Below are 20505 nucleotides of genomic sequence, written 5' to 3'. Positions count from 1 at the left end.
GCACGTCCCGGAGCGGACGGGGGTCTTCCGAGGCCCGGTATCCTTGGCGCGACGCCCTGTGGCGCGCCGACGGCGCCCGCGCGGGGCGCCGTCCGGTCACCGTCCCGTAGCGCAGGGGGGAGTTCAGCGTCGTGCGCATCGATCTGCACACCCACTCCACCGCGTCCGACGGTACGGACACCCCCGCCGAGCTGGTCGTCCACGCCGCCGCCCGCGGGCTGGACGTCGTCGCGCTGACCGACCACGACACCGTCGCCGGGCACGCCGCGGCGCGCGCCGCGCTGCCGGCGGGGCTGACGCTGGTCACCGGCGCCGAGCTGTCCTGCCGGATCGAGGGCACCGGGCTGCACATGCTCGCCTACCTCTTCGACCCGCGGGAGCCCGCGTTCGCCCGCGAGCGGGAACTGCTCCGCGACGACCGGGTGCCGCGCGCCCAGGGCATGGTCGCCAAGCTCCGCGAGCTGGGCGTGCCGATCACCTGGGAGCAGGTCGCCGCCATCGCCGGTGACGGCGCCGTGGGGCGGCCGCACGTGGCCACCGCCATGGTCGACCTGGGCGTCGTCCCCACCGTCTCCGACGCGTTCACCTCGCAGTGGCTGGCCAACGACGGCCGCGCGTACGTCGACAAGCACGAGCTGGACCCGTTCGAGGCGCTCCGGCTGATCAAGGGGGCGGGCGGCGTCGCCGTCGTCGCGCACCCCGCCGCCGTCAAGCGCGGCGCCTGTGTGCCCGAGGGCGCCCTCGTCGAGCTGGCCGCGGCCGGTCTCGACGGCATCGAGGTCGATCACATGGACCACGATGCGCCGACCCGCGCCCGGCTGCGGGGCCTCGCCGCCGAGCTGGGGCTGCTGACCACCGGCTCCAGCGACTACCACGGCAGCCACAAGACCTGTGAGCTGGGCGAATACACCACCGACCCGGAGATCTACGGCGAGATCGTGCGCCGGGCCACCGGCGCCTTCCCCGTCCCCGGCGCGGGCGGCTGAGCCCCTGCCGCCGGAGTCCGGCGGCCCTTCCCTCCCCGGCGCCCGCGTCCGTGCGGTGCGCCCGTGCGCCGCCGTGCCGGTGCGCATCCCTCTCCGCTCCACCTCCACCGCAAGGCCAACCATCACCGTGTTCGACGTCGCTGCCTTCAGTACTCTCTTCGTCACCCTTTTTGTCATCATGGATCCCCCCGGGATCACCCCGATCTTCCTCGGGCTGACCGCCGGACGGCCCGCCAAGGTCCAGCGCCGGATGGCCTGGCAGGCGGCGACCGTCGCGTTCTGCGTCATCGCCGTCTTCGGGCTCTTCGGCCGCCAGATCCTGGGCCGGCTGCACATCAGCACCCCCGCCCTGATGATCGCGGGCGGTCTGCTCCTGCTGCTGGTCGCGCTGAATCTGCTCACCGGCAAGTCCGAGGAGCCCACCCAGACCAAGGACGTCAACGTGGCGCTGGTCCCGCTGGGCATGCCGCTGCTGGCCGGGCCCGGGGCGATCGTGTCGGTGATCCTCGCCGTCCAGCACGCCCACGGTTTCACCGCGCAGCTGTCGGTGTGGACCGCCATCGTCGCGATCCATGTCGTGCTCTACCTGGCGATGCGGTTCTCGCTGCTGATCATCCGCGTCATCAAGGACGGCGGTGTGGTGCTGGTGACCCGGCTCGCCGGCATGATGCTCTCCGCGCTCGCCGTGCAGCAGATCATCAACGGCGTCACCCAGGTCGTCCAGGGCGCCTGACCGGCGCCGGACGCAGTCGCGCCCCCGTACGGCATGTCCGTACGGGGGCGCATCCGTGCGTACCGCGCGGGGCGGCGTCGGTGTTACCGGGCGGCGACGGTGTCGGCCGGGCGGATGTAGATGCGCTGGCCGATTGCGGCGGCCTGCTGCACGATCCGGTTGACGGAGGCGGCGTCCACGACGGTGCTGTCCACGGCGGTGCCGTCGACATCGTCCAGGCGCATGATCTCGAAGCGCATACGGCTTCCCTTCGTCTGATCCTCCTGCAGGAGAACTGATGGATGGCGAGCACGGGCGTCGCTGCCCGAGCTTCTACGTGTCCAACGTCCTGGCCCCGTGCAAACATTCCCTACGCTAAGGAAATTTTTCGATGGTCTAAGTATTTGCAGGTGAGGAAGGGATTCCGGACCCGGCGGGAAGGTCCCGGGCGCCGGTACGTCCGGCCGCGGACCGGGGCACGCCGCCACCGGGGCACGCCGCCACCGGGCGCGCCCCGGCGGGCGGACCGGCGCGGTCGGCTCAGTGCTCGCCCCAGAAGGCGGCCAGCGCGGCGGCGGTCTCCAGGGGGCGCTCCGCGTTGGGGGAGTGCTCCGCGCCCTCGACGACCGTGCGGCGGGCGGCCAGCCGCACCGCCATCTTGTCGATCAGCGGCACCGGCCAGGCGTAGTCCACCGTGCCGGAGACCAGATGCTTGGGCAGCGGCACCGCGGCCAGCTCGTCTACCCGGTCCGGCTCCTCCAGCATCTGCCGCCCGGTGGCGATCAGCTGCTCCGGAACGGTCGCCAGCCAGCGGCGCCGCAGGAACTCCCCGATCTCCGACGGCGTTCCGGCATCCGCCGCCTCCGGCGGGTCCATCGCCCGCATCGCCTGCCAGACCGCCGCCATGTCCAGCGAACCGAGCGCGTCGATCAGCATCCGGACGCGGGTCTGCTGCGCCGGGTCGATGGCCGCCGGGCCGGAGCTGAGCACCGTCAGCGAACGGAACGGCGCCGGATCGGTCAGCACCGCCGCCCGGCTCACCAGCCCGCCGCAGGAGTGCCCCAGCAGATGCACCCGGCCGCCCAGCGCCCGGGCCTGCGCCAGCACGTCCTGCGCCAGCGCGCCCTGCCCGTAGGCGGCGGGGTCGCGCGGGCCGGGGGACTCGTACTGCCCGCGGCCGTCCACCGCCACCGCCCGGAAACCGGCCGCGGCGAGCGGCGCGAGCAGCGCGATGAAGTCCTCCTTGCTGCCGGTGAACCCCGGGACCAGCAGCGCCGTGCCGAGCGGCGTCCGCTCCGGCCGGGCGTCGTGCACGGCGAACTCCCCGCGCGCGGTGACGAGACGGTACGCGCTGGCGCACGGGGGCAGCGAAAGTGTCGGCGGCCTGCTCATGATCCGAGGCTATCCGCCCGCACCGGGGCCACCGCCGCGCACCGGCCGCCACGGCCCGGTGTTCGACCGGTGGGCGGGGCCCGGCGGCCCCGGAGACGCCGACGGCCCGCCCCCGCCGGGTGGGCGGGAACGGGCCGTCGGACGGGGGCTGCGGATCAGCTCTCCGGCGTTGCCTCGGTGGCCGGGGCCTTCGCACGGGTGCGGCGGCGGACCGGCTTCGCGGGCGCCTCGGCCGCCTCCGCGGACTCGGCGGCCTTCGCCGCCGCGGTCTTACGGGTGCGCTTCGGCTTGGCCGGAGCCTCCTCGGCGGCGGCCTCCGGTGCGACGGCCTTGGCGGCGGTCTTCCGCGTCCGCTTCGGCTTCGCCGGCGCCTCGGCGCCCTCGGCGGACTCCACGGCCTCCGCCGCCTTGGCCGCCGCGGTCTTGCGGGTGCGCTTCGGCTTGGCGGGGGCCTCGGTGCCCTCGGCGGTCTCCACGGCCTCGGCCGCCTTGGCCGCGGCGGTCTTGCGGGTGCGCTTCGGCTTGGCCGGGGCCTCCTCGGCGACCGGTGCCGCCGGCGCCTCGACGGTCTCCACCACGGCCTGCGCCTCGGCGGGCTTTGCGGCCCGCGTCCGGCGGCGGCGCGGCTTCGCCGGGGCGGCCTCCGCCTCCTCGGCGACGGGCGCGGCGGGCTGTGCGTCCACGGCCGGCGTCACGGCCTCGGCCGGGCGGCTGCCCGAACGGGTCCGGCGACGGCGGCGCGGCTGCCGGGGCTCGGTGGCCTCGGCCGCGGTGCCCTCCGCCGTGTCCGCCGCGGCCTCCGCCTGCGGGGCCGCGGCGCCGTCGACGGCCGCGCCGCCCCGGGTGCGCCGCCGCTGGCGGGGCGTACGGGTCCGCTGCGGATGCTCGGTGGCCGCCGGGGCCTGGCCCCGGCCGCGACCGCGGCCGCCGGTCTCACCGAGGTCCTCGACCTCCTCGGCGGCGAGCCCGGCGCGGGTCCGCTCCGAGCGGGGCAGCACGCCCTTGGTGCCCGCCGGGATGTGCAGCTGCTCGTAGAGGTGCGGGGAGGTGGAGTACGTCTCCTCCGGCTCGTCGAACGGCAGGTCCAGCGCCTTGTTGATCAGCTTCCAGCGCGGGATGTCGTCCCAGTCGACGAGGGTGACCGCGGTGCCCTTGGCGCCCGCGCGGCCGGTGCGGCCGATGCGGTGCAGGTAGGTCTTCTCGTCCTCGGGGGACTGGTAGTTGATGACGTGCGTCACGCCCTCGACGTCGATACCGCGGGCGGCGACGTCGGTGCAGACCAGGACGTCGACCTTGCCGTTGCGGAAGGCGCGCAGCGCCTGCTCACGGGCGCCCTGGCCGAGGTCGCCGTGGACCGCGCCGGACGCGAAACCGCGCCGCGCGAGCTGGTCGGCGATGTCGGCGGCGGTCCGCTTCGTCCGGCAGAACACCATCGCCAGACCACGGCCCTCGGCCTGGAGGATCCGCGCGACCATCTCCGGCTTGTCCAGGGAGTGCGCCCGGAAGACGTGCTGGGTGGTGTTGGCGACGGTCTGGCCCTCGTCGTCCGGCGCGGTGGCGCGGATGTGCGTGGGCTGCGACATGTAGCGGCGCGCCAGCGAGATGACCTGGCCGGGCATGGTGGCCGAGAACAGCATGGTCTGCCGCTTGGCCGGCAGCAGCTGGATGATCCGCTCGACGTCCGGCAGGAAGCCGAGGTCCAGCATCTCGTCGGCCTCGTCCAGCACCAGGCTGCGGACCTTCGAGAGGTCGAGCTTGCGCTGACCGGCCAGGTCGAGCAGTCGGCCCGGGGTGCCGACGACGACGTCGACGCCCTTCTGCAACGCCTCGACCTGCGGCTCGTACGCGCGGCCGCCGTAGATCGCGAGCACCCGGACGTTCCGCACCTTGCCGGCGGTGAGCAGGTCGTTGGTGACCTGCTGGCACAGCTCGCGGGTGGGGACGACGACGAGCGCCTGCGGCGCCTCGGTCAGCTGTTCGGGGGTGGCCCGGCCCGCCTCGACGTCGGCGGGGACGGTGACGCGCTCCAGCAGCGGCAGGCCGAAGCCCAGCGTCTTGCCGGTGCCGGTCTTCGCCTGGCCGATGACGTCGCTGCCGGAGAGGGCGACGGGGAGCGTCAGCTCCTGGATGGGAAAGGGGGAAATGATGCCGACGGCTTCGAGGGCCTCGGCGGTCTCGGGGAAAATCCCGAGCTCTCGGAACGTAGACAGAATCTTGCCTCTTCTGTGAGACGCGGCACGAGGCGGCGAAGGGGGTCGTACCGCGCTTCGTACAAGGGGTGTACGGGCCGGGTTGCAAGGCCGGCGGCGCGGGACCACTGCCAACGCTCAGGCACTCCTGCCGCGAGCGGTGTCCCTCCTGCTGATGCGTACGTCGCGTACGCGCCGCGGGGGAGGGCGGTCGGGTTGGAGCCGATCGGGCCACCGACCGGGCATCCGCATGCGTGGAACGACCCACCGATACTCGGCGGGCGCATTACCACTGTACCCCGGATGCACCGGGACATCCGAAGGCTTGTCCGGGTGAGAAAGGGAACAAGCCGCCCGCGCCGCGGACCGGGCGTGCTCCCGGCCGGTCCCGGAGTGCGCCACGGGAGGCGGCGGCCCCGCGCTGCGAGGGCCGTCCGGCGGCTATTGTGCCGGTCATGGAGACGCCAGACACCGCCACCGCCGACGCGCCGGAACCGACCGGGATCGCCGCCCAGAACTGGCCGGAGGCTTCCGCCGAGCCGCACTACCGCGCCGCCGTGATCGACCTGCTGGGCGCCCTCGCCTACGGCGAGCTGTCCGCCTTCGAGCGGCTCGCGGAGGACTCGAAGCTCGCGCCGACCATGGACGACAAGGCCGAACTGGCCAAGATGGCGTCGGCGGAGTTCCACCACTTCGAGCGGTTGCGGCAGCGCCTGGCCGACATCGAGGCGGAGCCCAACGAGGCGATGGAGCCGTTCGCCGCCGCGCTGGACGAGTTCCACCGCCAGACCGCGCCGTCGGACTGGCTGGAGGGCCTGGTCAAGGCGTACGTCGGCGACTCGATCGCCAGCGACTTCTACCGCGAGGTCGCCGCCCGGCTGGACACCGACACCCGCGACCTGGTGCTGACCGTCCTGGACGACACCGGCCACGCCACCTTCGCGGTCGAGAAGGTGCGCGCCGCGATCGAGGCGGACCCGCGGGTCGGCGGGCGGCTGGCGCTGTGGGCGCGGCGGCTGATGGGTGAGGCGCTGTCGCAGGCGCAGCGGGTGGTCGCGGACCGCGACGCGCTCTCGACGATGCTGGTCGGCGGCGTCGCCGACGGCTTCGACCTGGCCGAGGTCGGCCGGATGTTCTCCCGGATCACCGAGGCGCACACCAAGCGGATGGCGGCCCTGGGCCTGGCGGCGTAGGCGGCGCACCGCGGACAGGACGACGGCGCGGCCCCGGACCCAAGTGGTCCGGGGCCGCGCCGTTCGGGTGTCTCCGGGCTGTCCCGTGCGCCTTGGGGCACCCCTCAGGCGGGCGCCGAGCCGTGCAGGGCGCCGCGGTCCGGGCGGATCAGTACCGAGAGGAGCGCGGCGCCGACGGCGACGGCCGCGGCGAGCGTCTGGACGGGGTGGCCGGGGCCGAGGATCGAGCGCGTCAGCAGCGCGCCGAGGAGCGCGGCGACCGGGCCGGTGGCGAGCGCCAGGGAGCGGACGGGGAACCGTTCCGGCAGTCGGCGGGTGGCAGTGAAGGAGAGAGCGAGACCGATCGCGACGGCGCCCAGAGCTTCCCAGATCATGCGTGTTCCCTCCCGCGTTACGGCTGACGACCGGACCGACCGGACGAACAAATCGGTCGTAGGCGGTGTTACCCATCAGCCACGCTCAGCAACCCTCATGCCTCCGTTCCGCCGAACGCGAGGGAAGGGGGAGGACGTGGCGGTGGAGGGGGGAGCCGTTCCGGCCGGGGGAGCGGGCCGGGCCGGGGAGGGGACGGCAAACGGAAGGGGAACCGGAGGGCCCGGAAAGCGGGGGAGGAGCGGGCCGGGACCGCCGGGGCACGTCCCGGAGAACGCCGACGGCGGCCGGGATCGGGATCCCGGCCGCCGTGGACGGTTGCCTCGGGCGCCGCTGCGGCGCCCAGGGGTCAGAGCGCGCCGAAGCCGACCTTGCGGACCGACTGCTCGCCGATCTCCACATAGGCGAGCCGGTCCGACGGGACCAGGACCTTGCGGCCGTGCTCGTCCACCAGGCTCAGCAGCGGCGACTTGCCGCCCAGGGCGTCCGCGACGGCGCCCTCCACCTCTTCGGCAGACTGCGCGCTCTCGAGCACGATCTCGCGGGGCGCGTGCTGCACGCCGATCTTGACCTCCACGGCTGATGTCCCTCCGACGGTCAGTTGGGTGCGCGGCCAGCCGCGCCGTACGCAGCACACATTAGCCCGGTACGGGAAGGTGCAGGGCGCCCCCGGGGCACGCCGGGAGCGAACACGGTCAGTGCGGATCGATGCCGTGCAGCGGGAAACCCGCGATGCCCTTCCACGCGAGAGAGGTCAGCAGGCCCACCGCGGTGTCCCGCGGGACCTTGCTGTCGGCCGCCAGCCAGTACCGCGCCACCACCTGCGAGACGCCGCCCAGGCCCACGGCCAGCAGCATCGACTCGTCGCGCGAGAGACCGGTGTCCTCGGCGATCACCTCGCAGATCGCCTCGGCGCACTCCAGCGAGACCTTGTCGACCCGCTCGCGGACCGCCGGCTCGTTGGTCAGGTCCGACTCGAAGACCAGCCGGAACGCGCCGCCCGGGTCCTCGACGTAGGCGAAGTAGGCGTCCATCGTCGCCGCGACGCGCTGCTTGTTGTCGGTCGTCGACGCCAGCGCGGTGCGCACGGAGTGCAGCAGCGCCTCGCAGTGCTGGTCGAGGAGGGCGAGGTAGAGGTCCAGCTTGCCCGGGAAGTGCTGGTAGAGCACCGGCTTGCTGACGCCTGCCCGCTCGGCGATGTCGTCCATCGCCGCGGAGTGGTAGCCCTGCGCGACGAACACTTCCTGTGCCGCACCCAGAAGCTGGTTGCGCCGTGCTCGGCGCGGCAGGCGTGTGCCCCGCGGGCGAGCCGCCTCGGTCTGCTCGATGGCGCTCACGCTGCCTCCCAGAAGTCGTTCCGTACGCGGCGTACGCAAGGTGGCACACCGCGCCCGCCATCGTACTTTTGGGTAACCGGGCTGTGGGCGGTCGGAGCTGAGAAAATCCGGTCCGCGCCCTTGTGGGAAGGTGACATAACACCCCAGGTCATCGGTATTCGTCTTCGTTGAGTTCCACGACGCGGGACTGTTCGGCGCGGTCCGCCTCGTTCGCGGCGTCGAGGTCGGTACCGGACAGCGTCTCGTCGCGGTGGGGCGCGACGTCCGCGCGCTGTTCCTGCGCGTCGGCCTCCGGGGCCTCGTCGGAGAAGGTGGTGCCGTTCTCGTCGTCGAAGGTGTCCGGGTCGCTCGGATCGACCGGCATGGTGCTCCCTCTCTAGGAGTCTTGGGGCCGCTGCGCCTTCCTCGCCCCGGGCCGGGCGGTTCGGATCCCGGCCGCGGGCGGGCCGGTGCCCCCTTCGTATCGAGCCTAGGAGAGCGGGCGCGGCAGCGCGATGCGGTGTGTGACGGCGAACACATCGGTACGCGCGTGATCATCTCGTAACATCGACGGCATGTCTTCGACCGAGTCGCCCGACACCCGGACCGCAGCTCTTCCGGTGCCGCCCGGTGGTCCGGGGCGGCCCGGGTCGCAGGAGGCCGAGACGCTGCGGCTGGTGCCGCTCAGCGGGCTGACGCTCGGCGTGCGCACCCCGGCGGCGCCACCGGGGTCCGGCCCCGGCGCGGAGGCGGAGCGGGAGTCCGCGCTCTACGTCCACGGGCTCGGCGGCTCCTCGCGGAACTGGTCGGCGCTGATGCCGCTGCTCGCCGACCGGGTCGACGGCGAGGCGCTCGATCTGCCCGGTTTCGGCGAGGCCCCGCCGCCCGACGACGGCAGCTACTCGGTCGCCGCCCAGGCCCGGGCCGTCATCCGGTATCTGGACGCGGCCGGGCGCGGCCCGGTCCACCTCGTCGGCAACTCCATGGGCGGCGCCGCCGCGACGCGGGTCGCCGCCGCCCGGCCCGATCTCGTCCGCACCCTGACGCTGATCTCCCCGGCCCTGCCGGAGCTGCGGCCGCAGCGGACGGCGATCCCCACGGCGCTGCTCGCGGTGCCCGGCACGGCCCGCCTCTTCGCCCGCCTCACCCGCGACTGGACGCCCGAGCAGCGCACCCGCGGCATGCTGGCGCTCTGCTACGGCGACCCGCGCAACGTCACCCCCGAGGGTTTCCGCGACGCCGTCGACGAGTACACCAGGCGGCTCGAACTCCCGTATTTCCAGGAGGTGATGGAGCGCTCGGCCCGCGGACTGGTCAATGCGTACACCCTCGGCGGGCAGCACAATCTGTGGCGTCAGGCGGAACGGGTGCTGGCGCCGACGCTCCTCGTCTACGGTGGGCGCGACCAACTCGTCTCGTACCGGATGGCGCGGCGGGCCGCCGCCGCGTTCCGCGGGGCGCGGCTGATGACGCTGCCCGAGGCCGGGCACGTGGCGATGATGGAGTACCCGCGGACGGTGGCGCGGGCCATCCGGGAACTGATCGACGACACGGCGGCGGCCGGTACGGGCAGGAGCTGACGGAGCGTGGGACGGCACAGTCGAGGCGCGGCACACGACGGGCACGACACGACGGAGACGGCGCTGCCGCACGCGGAAGGGCCGGGCACCGGACGCCGCCGGCGCGGACCGGGCGACGGTGAGCACCCGCACCCGGCGGAGTCCGCCGCCCGTCCGCGCGGCGCCGCCCACCCGGGCCCCGCGCGCGAGGGCGTGCGCGGCGGCCATCCCGAGCAGCGGGAGCCGGGCGGCGGCTGGGGGCTGCCGCCGTCGGTGCCGGGAGCCTCGGCGCCCGGCCCGCCCGCCGTCCGCCGCGCCGCGTCCCGGCCGTCCGCCGCCGGGCCCCGGGTGCCGCGGCCGCGCGCGGCCGCCGAGCCGGACATGCGGCTGCCCGACCCGGCCACCGCCGAGGTCCGCCCCGGCGCGGGGCCGCGGCGGGAGTATCTGGAGGCGTTCGACGCGCTGGACGTCCTCGACGGGCCGGGCGCCGGGGCGTTCCCGCACGGACCGGCGGAGACCGGCCGTTCCGTGGTCTTCGCGCGGGAGACGGAGCCGGCGGACGGCGGAGCCCCCGCCGGTACCGGAGCGCCGGGCGTGGCCGGCGGGCCGGACGCGCCGCCGTCCGCCGCCGCGAAGAAGGGCGGACTGGGCCGGACCTTCACCGGTGTCGCGGCCGCCGCGGTGACCACCGTGCTCGCCGTGGTGGTGGCCGGTCAGGTCGCCGAGCAGCGGTCGGACGCCACCACCAACTCGGGCGGCGGGCCCGACCGTACCGACCCGCTGGACGAGGGCGCCTCGCGCTCCGCGGACCGGCCGCAGGACGCCAAGCCCGCCTCGTACGCGCAGCGGATGGCCGAGCCGTTCCCGCTCGATGCGAAGCTGACCGCCTCCGGGAAGTTCACGCCGGTCGGCGGCGCCGCGAAGGCGCCCGGCCGCGGGCATGTCGTCCGCTACCGCGTCGACATGGAGACCGGGCTGCCGCTGGACGGCGAGCTGTTCGCGGATGCGGTGCACAAGACCCTCAACGACGACCGGAGTTGGGCGCACGGCGGCACCCGGACCTTCGAGCGGGTGGCCTCCGGTGACGCCGACTTCGTCATCACGCTGGCCAGTCCCGGCACCACCGACGAGTGGTGCGCCAAGTCGGGGCTGGACACCTCCGAGGACAACGTCTCGTGCGACTCGGCGGCGACCCCGCGCGTGATGATCAACGCGTACCGCTGGGCGCAGGGCGCGAAGACGTACGGGCCGGACAAGATGTACGCCTACCGCCAGATGCTCATCAACCACGAGGTCGGCCACCGGCTCGGCCGCAACCACGAGGTCTGCTCGCGTTCCGGGGCGCTCGCGCCGGTGATGATGCAGCAGACGAAGTTCCTGACGACGGACGGCGCCACCTGCCGCCCCAACTCCTGGCCGTATCCCGGCAGTAGCTGAGCGGGGCGGGGTGGCGGGCCGGGCGCCCCGAGTACGCGTCGTCCCTGTATGTGAGATGCGCGGTCTCTCATCGCGAGACACCTTTGCCAGAATCCGGCCATTCGTTCAATAGTTCTGCGCATGCCGCACCGTCACGCCACCGCCTCCGCCGCCATAGAGCTGGCGCTGATCGGCGTGTCCGTGCAGTCCGTGGCCGACATCGACTGTCGCTGAGGCCCCGCCCGCGCCACGGACCCTTCTGCCCCGGCATCTCCGCCGCGCGGCCACGGTCCCGGGCCGGGTTCCTTCCCCCCGCGAACCGTGTGACTTCCTCCCGCACGCCCGCGCCGGGGTGGCCTCGTGCGCACCGCGCCCGCCCGCCGCCTCGCAGCCGGGCGCGGTCTTGCTGCGAAAGGCGAACCCGTCATGGCCGAACCGGCCCCTGCCTCCACCCGCTCCCGCCGGCTGCTGTTCAGATCGCGCCGCGTCGTCGCCGCCGCGATCGGTGTCACCCTCGCCGCCGGCGCCACCGCCTGCGGCCCGAAGGACGCCGCGGACGCCGGCGCCGACGCCACGCCCCACAAGGGCGGCACCCTCACCGTCCTCAACTCCGAGCCGCAGACCGACTTCGACCCCGCCCGGCTCTACACCTCCGGCGGCGGCAAGGTCCCCACGCTCGTCTTCCGCACCCTCACCACCCGCAAGCGCGCGAACGGCGCCGCCGGTACCGAGGCCGTCCCGGACCTCGCCACCGACACCGGCCGGCCGAGCAAGAACGCCACCGTGTGGACGTACACCCTCAAGAACGGCCTGAAGTTCGAGGACGGGACGCCCATCACCAGCGCCGACATCAAATACGGCATCGAGCGGTCCTTCGCCGCCGAACTCTCCGGCGGCGCACCCTATCTGCGCGACTGGCTGATCGGCGGCGAGAAATACCAGGGCCCCTACAAGGACACCTCGAAGGGCGGACTGAAGTCCATCGAGACGCCCGACGACAAGACCCTCGTCTTCCATCTGAAGAAGCCCGAGGGTGAATTCCCGCTGCTCGCCACGCAGACGCAGTTCGCCCCCGTACCGCGCGCCGCGGACACCGGTACGAAATACGAGGAACACCCCGTCTCCTCCGGCCCGTACAAGGTCGTCAAGAACACCGGGGACGGCGAACACCTGCTGCTGAAGCGGAATCCGTACTGGTCGGAGAAGACCGACAAGGAACGGCACGCCTACCCGGACACCGTCGACGTCCGCTCCGGTCTCGACTCCGCCGTCATCAACCAGCGCCTGGCCACCGGCTCCGGAGCGGACGCCGCCGCCGTCACCACCGACACCAACCTCGGGCCCGCCGAACTCGCCCGCATCGCCGGCGACAAGGAACTCGAAAAGCGCGTCGGCACCGGCCATTTCGGCTACACCAATTACCTCGCCTTCAACCCGAGGGTGAAGCCCTTCGACAAGCCCGAGGTGCGGCAGGCCCTCGCCTACGCCGTCAACCGCACCAGCGTCGTCAACGCCGCCGGCGGCTCCTCCCTCGCGGAGCCGGCCACCACCTTCCTGCCCAACCAGAAATCCTTCGGCTACACCGGCGCCGACCCCTTCCCGGCCGGAAAGACCGGAAATCCGGCAAAGGCCCGGGAGCTGCTGAAGAAGGCCGGATATCCGCACGGCCTGAAGATCACCCTCACCCACTCCACCGCCAAGAACTTCGCGACCAGCCCGGAGGTCGCCACCGCCGTCCAGGACGCGCTGAAGAAGGCCGGCATCACCGTCGAGCTGAAGGGCCTGGAGGACAACGACTACAAGGACACCGTCCACAGCCTCAAGGACGAACCGGGCCTCTTCCTCGCCGGCTGGGGCGCCGACTGGCCCTCCGGCGGACCGTTCCTCGCGCCGATCTTCGACGGCCGCCAGATCGTCAAGGACGCCTACAACTTCAACCACGCGCAGCTCGACGACCCCGCCGTCAACCACGAGATCGACGCCATCAACCACCTCACCGACCTGCACAAGGCGGCCGCACGCTGGGGCGCCCTCGACGACAGGATCGGCGAGCGGGCCCTCTCCGTCCCGCTGTTCCACCCCGTCTACAAGCGGCTGCACGGCAAGGCGATCCGCAACGTCGTGATCAGCGACTGGGACGGCGTCCTCGACATCTCCCAGGTAGCGGTCAAGTAGGCCCCGGAACCATGAGCGACACCCCGGACACCGGAGCATGGCAGCGGCTGCGCGCCCGCCCCTCGGCCGTCGTGGCCGCCGCCGTGCTCGCGGCCCTCGCCCTCCTCGCCCTCGGCGCCCCGCTGCTGACGGCGCTGGAGGGCCAGGACCCCACCACCTACCACGACCAGCTCGTCGACTCCGCCCGCGGCGGCGTCCCGTACGGCTCCTTCGGCGGCATCAGCGCCGACCACTGGCTCGGCGTCGAACCGGGCACCGGCCGCGACCTCTTCGCCCGGCTGCTGTACGGCGCCCGCGTCTCCCTCTTCGTCGCGCTCGGCGCCACCGTCGTCCAGGTGCTGCTCGGCGTCACGACCGGCCTCGCCGCGGGGCTCGGCGGCCGCCTCCTCGACTCCGTCCTCAGCCGCTTCACCGATGTGCTGCTCGCCCTGCCGATGCTGGTCTTCGCCGTCGCGCTGACCGCGATCGTCCCGGCCGGATTCCCCCGTCCGCTGCTGCTGATCCTCGTCATCGGTTTGCTGAGCTGGGGCGGCACCTCCCGCATCGTGCGCGCCCAGACCCTGTCGCTGCGCCGCCGCGACCATGTCGCCGCGGCCCGCCTCGCCGGACGCACCCCGGTGCAGATCGCCCGCCGCGAACTGCTGCCCGCCCTCGCCGCCCCCGTCCTCACCTACGCGGCGCTGCTGGTCCCCACCAACATCGTCGTCGAGGCGTCCCTGTCCTTCCTCGGCATCGGCGTCACCCCGCCCACCTCCTCCTGGGGACAGCTGCTCTCCACCGCCACCACCTGGTTCCGCGCCGACCCGATGTACGTCCTGCTGCCCTCCGGCTGCCTGCTCGTCACCGTGCTGGCCTGCACCGTCCTCGGTGACGCCGTCCGTACCGCCCTCGACCCGCGCGAACGCTCCCGCCTCGCGGTCGGCACCCGCCGCGCCGCCGCCCGACCGCCGAAGGGCGCCACCCGATGACCGCCTACGTCCTGCGCCGGACCGGCGGCGCCCTCCTCGTCCTGCTGCTGCTCTCGGTCGCCGTCTACGCGCTCTTCTACGTCGCGCCCGGCGACCCCGCCAAGCTCGCCTGCGGGCCGCGCTGCAACGCCGAACAGATCGCCCAGGTCCGCGACCAGCTCCGGCTCGGCGAACCGCTGCCGCTCCAGTACCTGCACTTCCTCCAGGGCCTGCTGGCCGGCCGCGACTACTCCACCGGCACCGGCGTCCTGCACTGCCCCGCGCCCTGCTTCGGCCTCTCGTACCAGAACGACCAGCCGGTCGCGCAGCTCCTCGCCTCCCGGCTGCCGGTCACCGCCTCGCTCGCGGTCGGCGCCATGGTGCTGTGGCTGCTGCTCGGCGTCGGCACCGGACTGCTCTCCGCGCTGCGCCGCGGCGGCACCACCGAACGCGTCCTGACGGTGCTCACCCTCACCGGCACCGCCACCCCGGTCTTCATCACCGGCCTGCTGCTGCTGATGGTCTTCTGCGCCACCCTCCAGTGGCTGCCGTTCCCCACCTACGTACCGCTCACCGAGGACCCCGAGCAGTGGGCGTGGAACCTGCTGCTGCCCTGGACCACCCTCGCCCTCCTGGAGTCCGCCAAGTACGCCCGGCTGACCCGCTCCGCCACCCTGGAGACGCTCGCCGAGGACCACATCCGCACCTTCCGCGCCTACGGGCTGCGCGAACGCCGGATCGTGGGACGGCACGCGCTGCGCGGCGCCCTGCCGCCCGTCGTCGCCCTCAACGCCGTCGACCTCGGCACCATGTTCGGCGGCGCGATGCTCACCGAATCCCTCTTCGGGCTGCCCGGCATCGGGCGGCTCACCGTCGAGTCGGTCCGCACCGTCGACCTCCCCGTCGTCGTCGGCGCCGTCCTGGGCGTCGGCGCCGCCGTCGTCCTCGCGGGCGCCGTCGCCGACGTCCTCCACGCACTCGCCGACCGAAGGGTGACGCTGACATGACCGCCCCCCTGACCCGCGAACCGGCCGTGGAGGAAGCCACCGCCGACCCGCTGATCGAGATCCGCGACCTCACGGTCACCTTCCCCGCCACCGGGGGAGCCGACGCCGTCCGCGCCGTCGACGGGCTCTCGCTCACCCTTGAGCCCGGCGGCGCCCTCGGCATCGTGGGGGAGTCCGGATCCGGTAAATCGACCGTCGCCGCCACCCTCCTCGACCTGCACCGCGGCACCGGCGCCCGGACCGAGGGCAGCGTCCGCGTCGCCGGGACCGACGTCCTCGCGGCGCCCGAGGCGGAGCTGCGCGCCCTGCGCGGCGCCACCGCCGCGATGATCTTCCAGGACCCGCTCTCCTCCCTGGACCCGTACCACTCCCTCGGCGACCAGATCGCCGAGGTGCACCGCGTCCACCGGCCCGGCGTCTCCCGGCGCGCCGCCCGCGCCCGCGCCGTGGAGGTCCTGGACCGGGTCGGCATCCCGGACGCCGCCCGCCGGGCCCGCTCCCGCCCGCACGAGTTCAGCGGCGGGATGCGTCAGCGCGCCCTGATCGCCATGGCCCTCGCCTGCGAACCCCGGCTGATCGTCGCCGACGAGCCGACCACCGCCCTCGACGTCACCGTCCAGGCCCAGATCCTCGACCTGCTGCACACCCTGCGCACCGAGACCGGCACCGGACTGCTGCTGGTCACCCACGACCTCGGCGTCGTCGCGGGCAGCGTCGACGACGTCCTCGTGATGCGCGGCGGCCGCGCCGTCGAACACGGCCCCGTCGCCGCGGTGCTGGGCGCACCCCGCGAGCCGTACACCCGCGCTCTGCTCGCCGCCGTCCCCCGGATCGGGCCGGCGCGCGAGGACGCGGCGCACGCCGGGGCGGACGACGAGGGGGAGGGGCGCGGGGCCGGTGCCGCGCGCCGTGGGCCCGCGGACGGGCGCCCGGCCGGCCCCGCGGGCGCGGACGAGGGCGTACGCCCGGCCGCCACCGCCACCGCCACCGCCACCGACCGCGCGCCGCGGCCCGCCACGGGCGACGAGGGCGACCGTGCCCCGCTGCTCGAAGCGCACGGCCTGCGCCAGGAGTTCGGGCGGGGCGGCCCCCTGGGATCACTGCTCGGCGCGGACCGCACCGTCGCCGTCGACGGTGTCTCCCTCACCGTCGCCGAGGGGGAGACGCTCGGCCTCGTCGGCGAGTCCGGCAGCGGCAAGACCACCGTCGGACGGATGCTGGTCCGCCTCCTCGACCCCACCGCCGGCACCCTCCGCTACCGGGGCCGCGACCTCGGCGCCCTGGGGGAGCGGGCCCTGCGGCCGCTGCGCGGCGAACTCCAGATGGTCTTCCAGGACCCGGTCTCCTCCCTCAACCCCCGCCGCACCATCGGGGAGTCGGTCGCCGACCCGCTGCGCGCCGCGGGCGGCCTCGACGAGGCCGCCGTCGTCCGGCGGGCCCGCGAACTCCTCGACCGCGTCGGCCTCGACCCGGCCTGGTACCACCGCTACCCGCACGAGTTCAGCGGCGGCCAGCGCCAGCGCGTCGGCATCGCCCGCGCCCTCGCCCCCGGCCCCCGCCTGCTGGTCTGCGACGAACCGGTCTCCGCCCTGGACGTCACCACCCAGGCCCAGGTGATGGAGCTCCTCGCCGAACTCCGCCGCGACCTCGGCCTGTCGATCGTCCTGATCGCCCACGACCTCGCCGTCGTCCGCGCGGCCGCCGACCGCGTCGCCGTGATGCGGGCCGGCCGCATCGTCGAGGAAGGCCCCGTCGACTCCGTCTACGACCACCCGCGGCACCCCTACACCCAGGGGCTGCTGGCGGCCGTGCCGGTCCTCGATCCCCATGTGGCCGCCGAACGGAGGGCGTTGCGCGCCCGCTCCTGAGCCGTCCGCCGTCCGCCGGCCGGCGCGCCGGTGCCGCGCGCCGGGTGGTGCGTCCGCCCCGGGGGGCGGACGGCGGGCTCCGCGGCCCCGCCCCGGGCGAACCCACTGCATAGCGCATCAGAACGCCCTATGGGGCAGAAAGTTACGACCGTTCACCCCTTCCGGTGGTGCGACGGACAACCGTCCGCCGCGCCACCGGGCCTTTTGCGTAGCGTCGTTCCGCAACCGGCGGCCCGCACCGTACCGCCGGAGGACGACTTACCCGCCGAGGCCGGAGAACAGGGGTGGACACGTGCGCATCGGACTGCTCACCGAGGGTGCCCGCACCGGTGCGGTACGTCGCGCCCCGCGCTGGTACGACCGGCTCGTCCAGGGGCTGCCCGGCCACGAGTTCACCGAGTTCGCCCTCCCCGCGGGACCCTCGTACGGCGCCGCGGCCCGCCGCGCCGGCGGCCGGACCCGGGACCGCGCCGCCCGCCGCCGCTTCGCCCGCCACTTCACCGACCTCGCCGCCGCGCTCGCCGCCGAACCCGTCGGTACCGAGGCCCAGGCGGACCGTTTCGCCGCCGGTCTCCACGGCCTCGCCGACCTCGCCCGCGACCGCGCCGACCTGCCCGCCCTGCTCCGCTCCGAGGCCGCCCTGCGCCTGCTGGAGCGCGCCTGCCGCGCCCCCGGCGCACTCCCCGCCGCGCGCGCCGTCCGGGTCCCCGACCTCCTCGCGGTCGCCGGCCACCTCGGTGAGGCGCTGCACCCGCTCTCCCTCGACTGGTACGGCGACGGCGCCCCGGGCCTCGACGCCGTCGACCTCTGCCACGCCACGGCCGCCGGTCCCACCGCCCTCGCCGGTCTGCTGGCCAAACGCTTCTTCGGCACCCCGCTCCTGGTCAGCGAGGACGGCCCGGGGCTGCGCGCCCACTACCTCGACCGCGCCACCACCCCGCTCAGCGCCCCCGCCCGCGCCCTCCTCGCCGCCTTCCAACGCGCCCTCGCCGCCGAGACGTACGCCCGCGCCACGCTCGTCACCCCCGGCACCGCCCACGCCCGCCGCTGGCAGGAGCGGTGCGGTGCGGTGCCGCAGCGGCTGCGCACCGTCCCCCCGGGCGTCCCCGCCGGGCCGTTCCTCCGGGCGCCCGACGCCATGGCCGACGACGACGCCACCCTGGTGTGGGCCGGCCCCGTCGAACCGGCCGAGGACCTCGCCGGACTGCTGCGCGCCTTCGCCCACGTCCGCACCGCCGTCCCCGGCGCCCTCCTGCGGATCGTCGGCGGGCCCGGCGACGCCCCCGACGCGGCCGCCTACCTCGCCCACTGCCGGGCCCTGGCCGACCGGCTCTTCCCCGGGGACCCGGGCCCGGTCCGCTTCGAGGAACCGGCCGCCCCCGGGGCGCCCGCCGTCGCCGACGCCTACGCCACCGCCGCCGTCGTGGTGCTCTCCGGCGCCGGAGAAGGCTTCCCGTACGGCCTGGTGGAGGCGATGTTCAGCGGCCGGGCCACCGTCTCCACCGACGCCGGGGCGGTCTGCGAGGTCGTCGGCTCCACCGGTCTGGTCGTCCCCGCCGGTGACCCGCACGCCCTCGCCGCCGCCGTCCTCGCCCTGCTCACCGACCCGGCCCGGCGCGCCCGCCTCGGCGCCGCCGCCCGCGCCCGGGCCCTGGAGCTCTTCACCGTCGACCGGCACCTCACCGCCTTCCGCGGCATCTACCTCGAACTCCTCGCCCACGCCCACCCGGAGCCCGGCCCCGGCACCCCGCGCCCCTTCGCCCGCCCCGCCGAGACCCACCTCCCCGGCCGTCGTGGCGCCGCCGTCCCCCGCACACCCCCGACCGACCGCACCCCGAGCTGGGCCGCCGGGCCGCGCCGCCGCGCGGCGGCCACGAGAGGAGAGGCGCGATGACCCCGAGCACCGACTCCCCGGACCGCGAGCCCGCCCGCACCCCGGCCCACGCCGCTCGCCGCCCCGCCGCCCCCTGGCGCGCCGTCCGCCGCCCCCTCGCCGCGGGACGCCCCCGGGAGGCGACCCCGGCCGGACCGCTGTCCCTCGCCGGGCGCCCGCCCCGCGAGACGCCCCCCGCCAGGCCGCTGTCCGCCACGGGGCACGCGCCCTGGGGCACGAACCCCGCCGGGCGCCCGGCCCGGGAACTGCCCGCCGAGCCGGTGCCTCCCGGGGAGATGCCCCCGCCCCGGGAGGCGCCCCCGCCCCCCGAACCCGCCGCCCCCCACCCCGTGATCCCCCGACCCGCCGACCCCGTCCGCACCCTGATCCACCATCACCGGCGGCTGTGCGCCCACGCCGTCGACCCGCTGGAGATCGCCGCCGGTCTGGAGGCGCACGGGCTCACCGACCGCACCGCCGCCCGCTTCCGCCACCGTGACGTCTTCTCGCTCGCCGAGGAGCTGTACGCCCGGGTGCCCCGCGCCCGTACCGCCACCGTGCCCCCGCCGGAGCCCGCCCCGCGCGAGACGGCCGTCCGCGCCGCCGTCCAGACGCTGCCGGGCGCGGTCTGCGCGGCCACCCTCGCCGCGCTCGCCGCCCTCCACCCGGCGCCCGCCCTCGCCCGGCCCGCCACCGCCGCGGCGGGCGGCGTCCTCGTACTCCTCGCGCTCCGGCTCGCGCTGCGCGCCGGTCCACTGCGCGTCCGCCGCGCCGGACGACCCGCCGTCACCACCGCCACCGCCGTCCTCGCCGTCGCCTGGACCGTCGGCTACGCCCTCCTCGGCGACGCGACACTGACCGCGCTCCTCCCCGGCGGCCCCGGTCTGCCGCCGCCGTGGCCGCACCCCGACGCCGCTGTGGCCCTCGCCCTCAGCTGCGCCGTCGCGCCCGCCGCGGTGCTCGCCCGCTGGTTCGCCCGGCGCGCCCGGCGCGGCCTCGCCGTCAGCCGCGAACTGGCCGAACTCGCCTCCCGGGTCCGCCCGTTGCTGCTCGGCGCCGTCCTGCTCCACGCCGCCGTCCAGTCGGCCCTGCTGCTCGGCGCCCGCCACCTCACCGGCGGCCCCGCCGACCCGCCCGCCGCCCTCGCCGCCACCACCGCCCTGGGCACGCTGCTGCTCCTCGCGCGGCTGCTCGCCGTCCACGGCCGTCCCACCGCGGCGGTCGCCGGGCCCGTGGCGGCTGCCGCCCTCGAAGCCCTCGCCCTGGCCCTGGTGCTCCTCGCCCGGCTGCCGGGCGCCACGGCGCTCGCCCGGCCGGTGGAGGCGCTCACCGCCGCCGAGGGCCCCGCCGCCGTACCGGCGGTCGCCTGCACCGCCGCGGCCCTCGCCCTGCTGGGCCACGCCCTGCGCACCCTCACCGGCGCCCGCGCTCACCCCGTCCCCGCGGATACGGGGGTGGCCCGGCCATGATCCGGCGAATAGCCCGCCCGCCGGCCTCCCG

Annotated in this window: 19 protein-coding genes; 12 read left to right on the top strand and 7 right to left on the bottom strand. The window is 75.2% G+C overall.

Annotated elements, in window-relative coordinates:
* The first annotated feature begins 131 nt into the window (after positions 1–131).
* Together ACF1BH_RS01710 and ACF1BH_RS01705 are read left to right on the top strand one after the other, a co-directional pair.
* On the top strand, positions 132–986 hold the full coding sequence (locus ACF1BH_RS01710; RefSeq protein ID WP_391640386.1) for a PHP domain-containing protein: 855 nt from the start codon (positions 132–134) through the stop codon (positions 984–986).
* A gap of 127 nt (positions 987–1113) precedes the next feature.
* Positions 1114–1719: a MarC family protein gene (locus ACF1BH_RS01705; protein ID WP_030287231.1), complete on the top strand. Its 606-nt coding sequence runs from the start codon at positions 1114–1116 to the stop codon at positions 1717–1719.
* An 83-nt stretch (positions 1720–1802) separates the two neighbouring features.
* Here ACF1BH_RS01705 and ACF1BH_RS01700 read toward each other — a convergent pair whose 3' ends face one another.
* From ACF1BH_RS01700 to ACF1BH_RS01690, 3 genes are all read right to left on the bottom strand, one after another.
* The gene (locus ACF1BH_RS01700) at positions 1803–1958 is read right to left on the bottom strand and encodes a hypothetical protein (protein ID WP_169750032.1); all 156 of its coding nucleotides are present in this window, start codon (positions 1956–1958) and stop codon (positions 1803–1805) included.
* Between the two features lie 280 nt (positions 1959–2238).
* Complete coding sequence (locus ACF1BH_RS01695; protein WP_391640385.1) at positions 2239–3090, bottom strand: alpha/beta fold hydrolase; 852 nt, start codon at positions 3088–3090, stop codon at positions 2239–2241.
* A 155-nt stretch (positions 3091–3245) separates the two neighbouring features.
* Positions 3246–5408 (bottom strand): DEAD/DEAH box helicase, encoded by a 2163-nt coding sequence (locus ACF1BH_RS01690; protein ID WP_391640984.1) that lies wholly within the window; start codon positions 5406–5408, stop codon positions 3246–3248.
* A gap of 326 nt (positions 5409–5734) precedes the next feature.
* Between ACF1BH_RS01690 and ACF1BH_RS01685 the strand changes: the two genes are divergently transcribed.
* Positions 5735–6472, top strand: a complete 738-nt coding sequence (locus ACF1BH_RS01685; protein WP_391640384.1) for a ferritin-like fold-containing protein — start codon at positions 5735–5737, stop codon at positions 6470–6472.
* A gap of 104 nt (positions 6473–6576) precedes the next feature.
* Here the strand turns inward: ACF1BH_RS01685 and ACF1BH_RS01680 are convergent, their stop codons facing one another.
* From ACF1BH_RS01680 to ACF1BH_RS01665, 4 genes are all read right to left on the bottom strand, one after another.
* Positions 6577–6846: a hypothetical protein gene (locus ACF1BH_RS01680; RefSeq protein WP_391640383.1), complete on the bottom strand. Its 270-nt coding sequence runs from the start codon at positions 6844–6846 to the stop codon at positions 6577–6579.
* Positions 6847–7193: 347 nt separating this feature from the next.
* Complete coding sequence (locus tag ACF1BH_RS01675; RefSeq protein ID WP_227050846.1) at positions 7194–7421, bottom strand: DUF3107 domain-containing protein; 228 nt, start codon at positions 7419–7421, stop codon at positions 7194–7196.
* 118 nt (positions 7422–7539) lie between these two features.
* Positions 7540–8181 carry a TetR/AcrR family transcriptional regulator gene (locus ACF1BH_RS01670; RefSeq protein ID WP_345086477.1) on the bottom strand — a complete coding sequence of 214 codons (642 nt, stop codon included), beginning with the start codon at positions 8179–8181 and terminating at the stop codon, positions 7540–7542.
* A 148-nt stretch (positions 8182–8329) separates the two neighbouring features.
* On the bottom strand, positions 8330–8545 hold the full coding sequence (locus tag ACF1BH_RS01665) for a hypothetical protein (RefSeq protein ID WP_391640382.1): 216 nt from the start codon (positions 8543–8545) through the stop codon (positions 8330–8332).
* Between the two features lie 190 nt (positions 8546–8735).
* Here ACF1BH_RS01665 and ACF1BH_RS01660 point away from each other — a divergent pair, with 190 nt between their 5' ends.
* The 9 genes from ACF1BH_RS01660 to ACF1BH_RS01620 all read left to right on the top strand — a co-directional run bounded on the left by ACF1BH_RS01660 (position 8736) and on the right by ACF1BH_RS01620 (position 20474).
* Complete coding sequence (locus ACF1BH_RS01660) at positions 8736–9740, top strand: alpha/beta fold hydrolase (protein WP_391640381.1); 1005 nt, start codon at positions 8736–8738, stop codon at positions 9738–9740.
* Between the two features lie 6 nt (positions 9741–9746).
* Positions 9747–11156: a DUF3152 domain-containing protein gene (locus tag ACF1BH_RS01655; protein ID WP_391640380.1), complete on the top strand. Its 1410-nt coding sequence runs from the start codon at positions 9747–9749 to the stop codon at positions 11154–11156.
* 120 nt (positions 11157–11276) lie between these two features.
* Positions 11277–11369: an Ms4533A family Cys-rich leader peptide gene (locus ACF1BH_RS01650; RefSeq protein ID WP_342667934.1), complete on the top strand. Its 93-nt coding sequence runs from the start codon at positions 11277–11279 to the stop codon at positions 11367–11369.
* A gap of 192 nt (positions 11370–11561) precedes the next feature.
* Positions 11562–13310 (top strand): ABC transporter substrate-binding protein, encoded by a 1749-nt coding sequence (locus ACF1BH_RS01645; RefSeq protein WP_391640379.1) that lies wholly within the window; start codon positions 11562–11564, stop codon positions 13308–13310.
* A gap of 11 nt (positions 13311–13321) precedes the next feature.
* Positions 13322–14278 (top strand): ABC transporter permease, encoded by a 957-nt coding sequence (locus tag ACF1BH_RS01640; protein ID WP_391640378.1) that lies wholly within the window; start codon positions 13322–13324, stop codon positions 14276–14278.
* Positions 14275–15264, top strand: a complete 990-nt coding sequence (locus ACF1BH_RS01635) for an ABC transporter permease (protein ID WP_391640377.1) — start codon at positions 14275–14277, stop codon at positions 15262–15264. Before ACF1BH_RS01640 ends, ACF1BH_RS01635 begins: the two co-directional genes overlap by 4 nt.
* Positions 15261–17132 carry a dipeptide ABC transporter ATP-binding protein gene (locus ACF1BH_RS01630; protein WP_391640376.1) on the top strand — a complete coding sequence of 624 codons (1872 nt, stop codon included), beginning with the start codon at positions 15261–15263 and terminating at the stop codon, positions 17130–17132. Before ACF1BH_RS01635 ends, ACF1BH_RS01630 begins: the two co-directional genes overlap by 4 nt.
* 292 nt (positions 17133–17424) lie before the next feature.
* Positions 17425–19026 (top strand): glycosyltransferase, encoded by a 1602-nt coding sequence (locus ACF1BH_RS01625; RefSeq protein ID WP_391640375.1) that lies wholly within the window; start codon positions 17425–17427, stop codon positions 19024–19026.
* The gene (locus tag ACF1BH_RS01620) at positions 19023–20474 is read left to right on the top strand and encodes a hypothetical protein (RefSeq protein ID WP_391640374.1); all 1452 of its coding nucleotides are present in this window, start codon (positions 19023–19025) and stop codon (positions 20472–20474) included. The genes ACF1BH_RS01625 and ACF1BH_RS01620 overlap by 4 nt, the downstream gene beginning before the upstream one ends.
* Positions 20475–20505 lie beyond the last annotated feature (31 nt).

The sequence above is a fragment of the Streptomyces sp. NPDC014733 genome (assembly GCF_043083385.1).
GTDB lineage: Bacteria > Actinomycetota > Actinomycetes > Streptomycetales > Streptomycetaceae > Streptomyces.
This window is presented reverse-complemented; position numbering and strand designations above follow the sequence as displayed.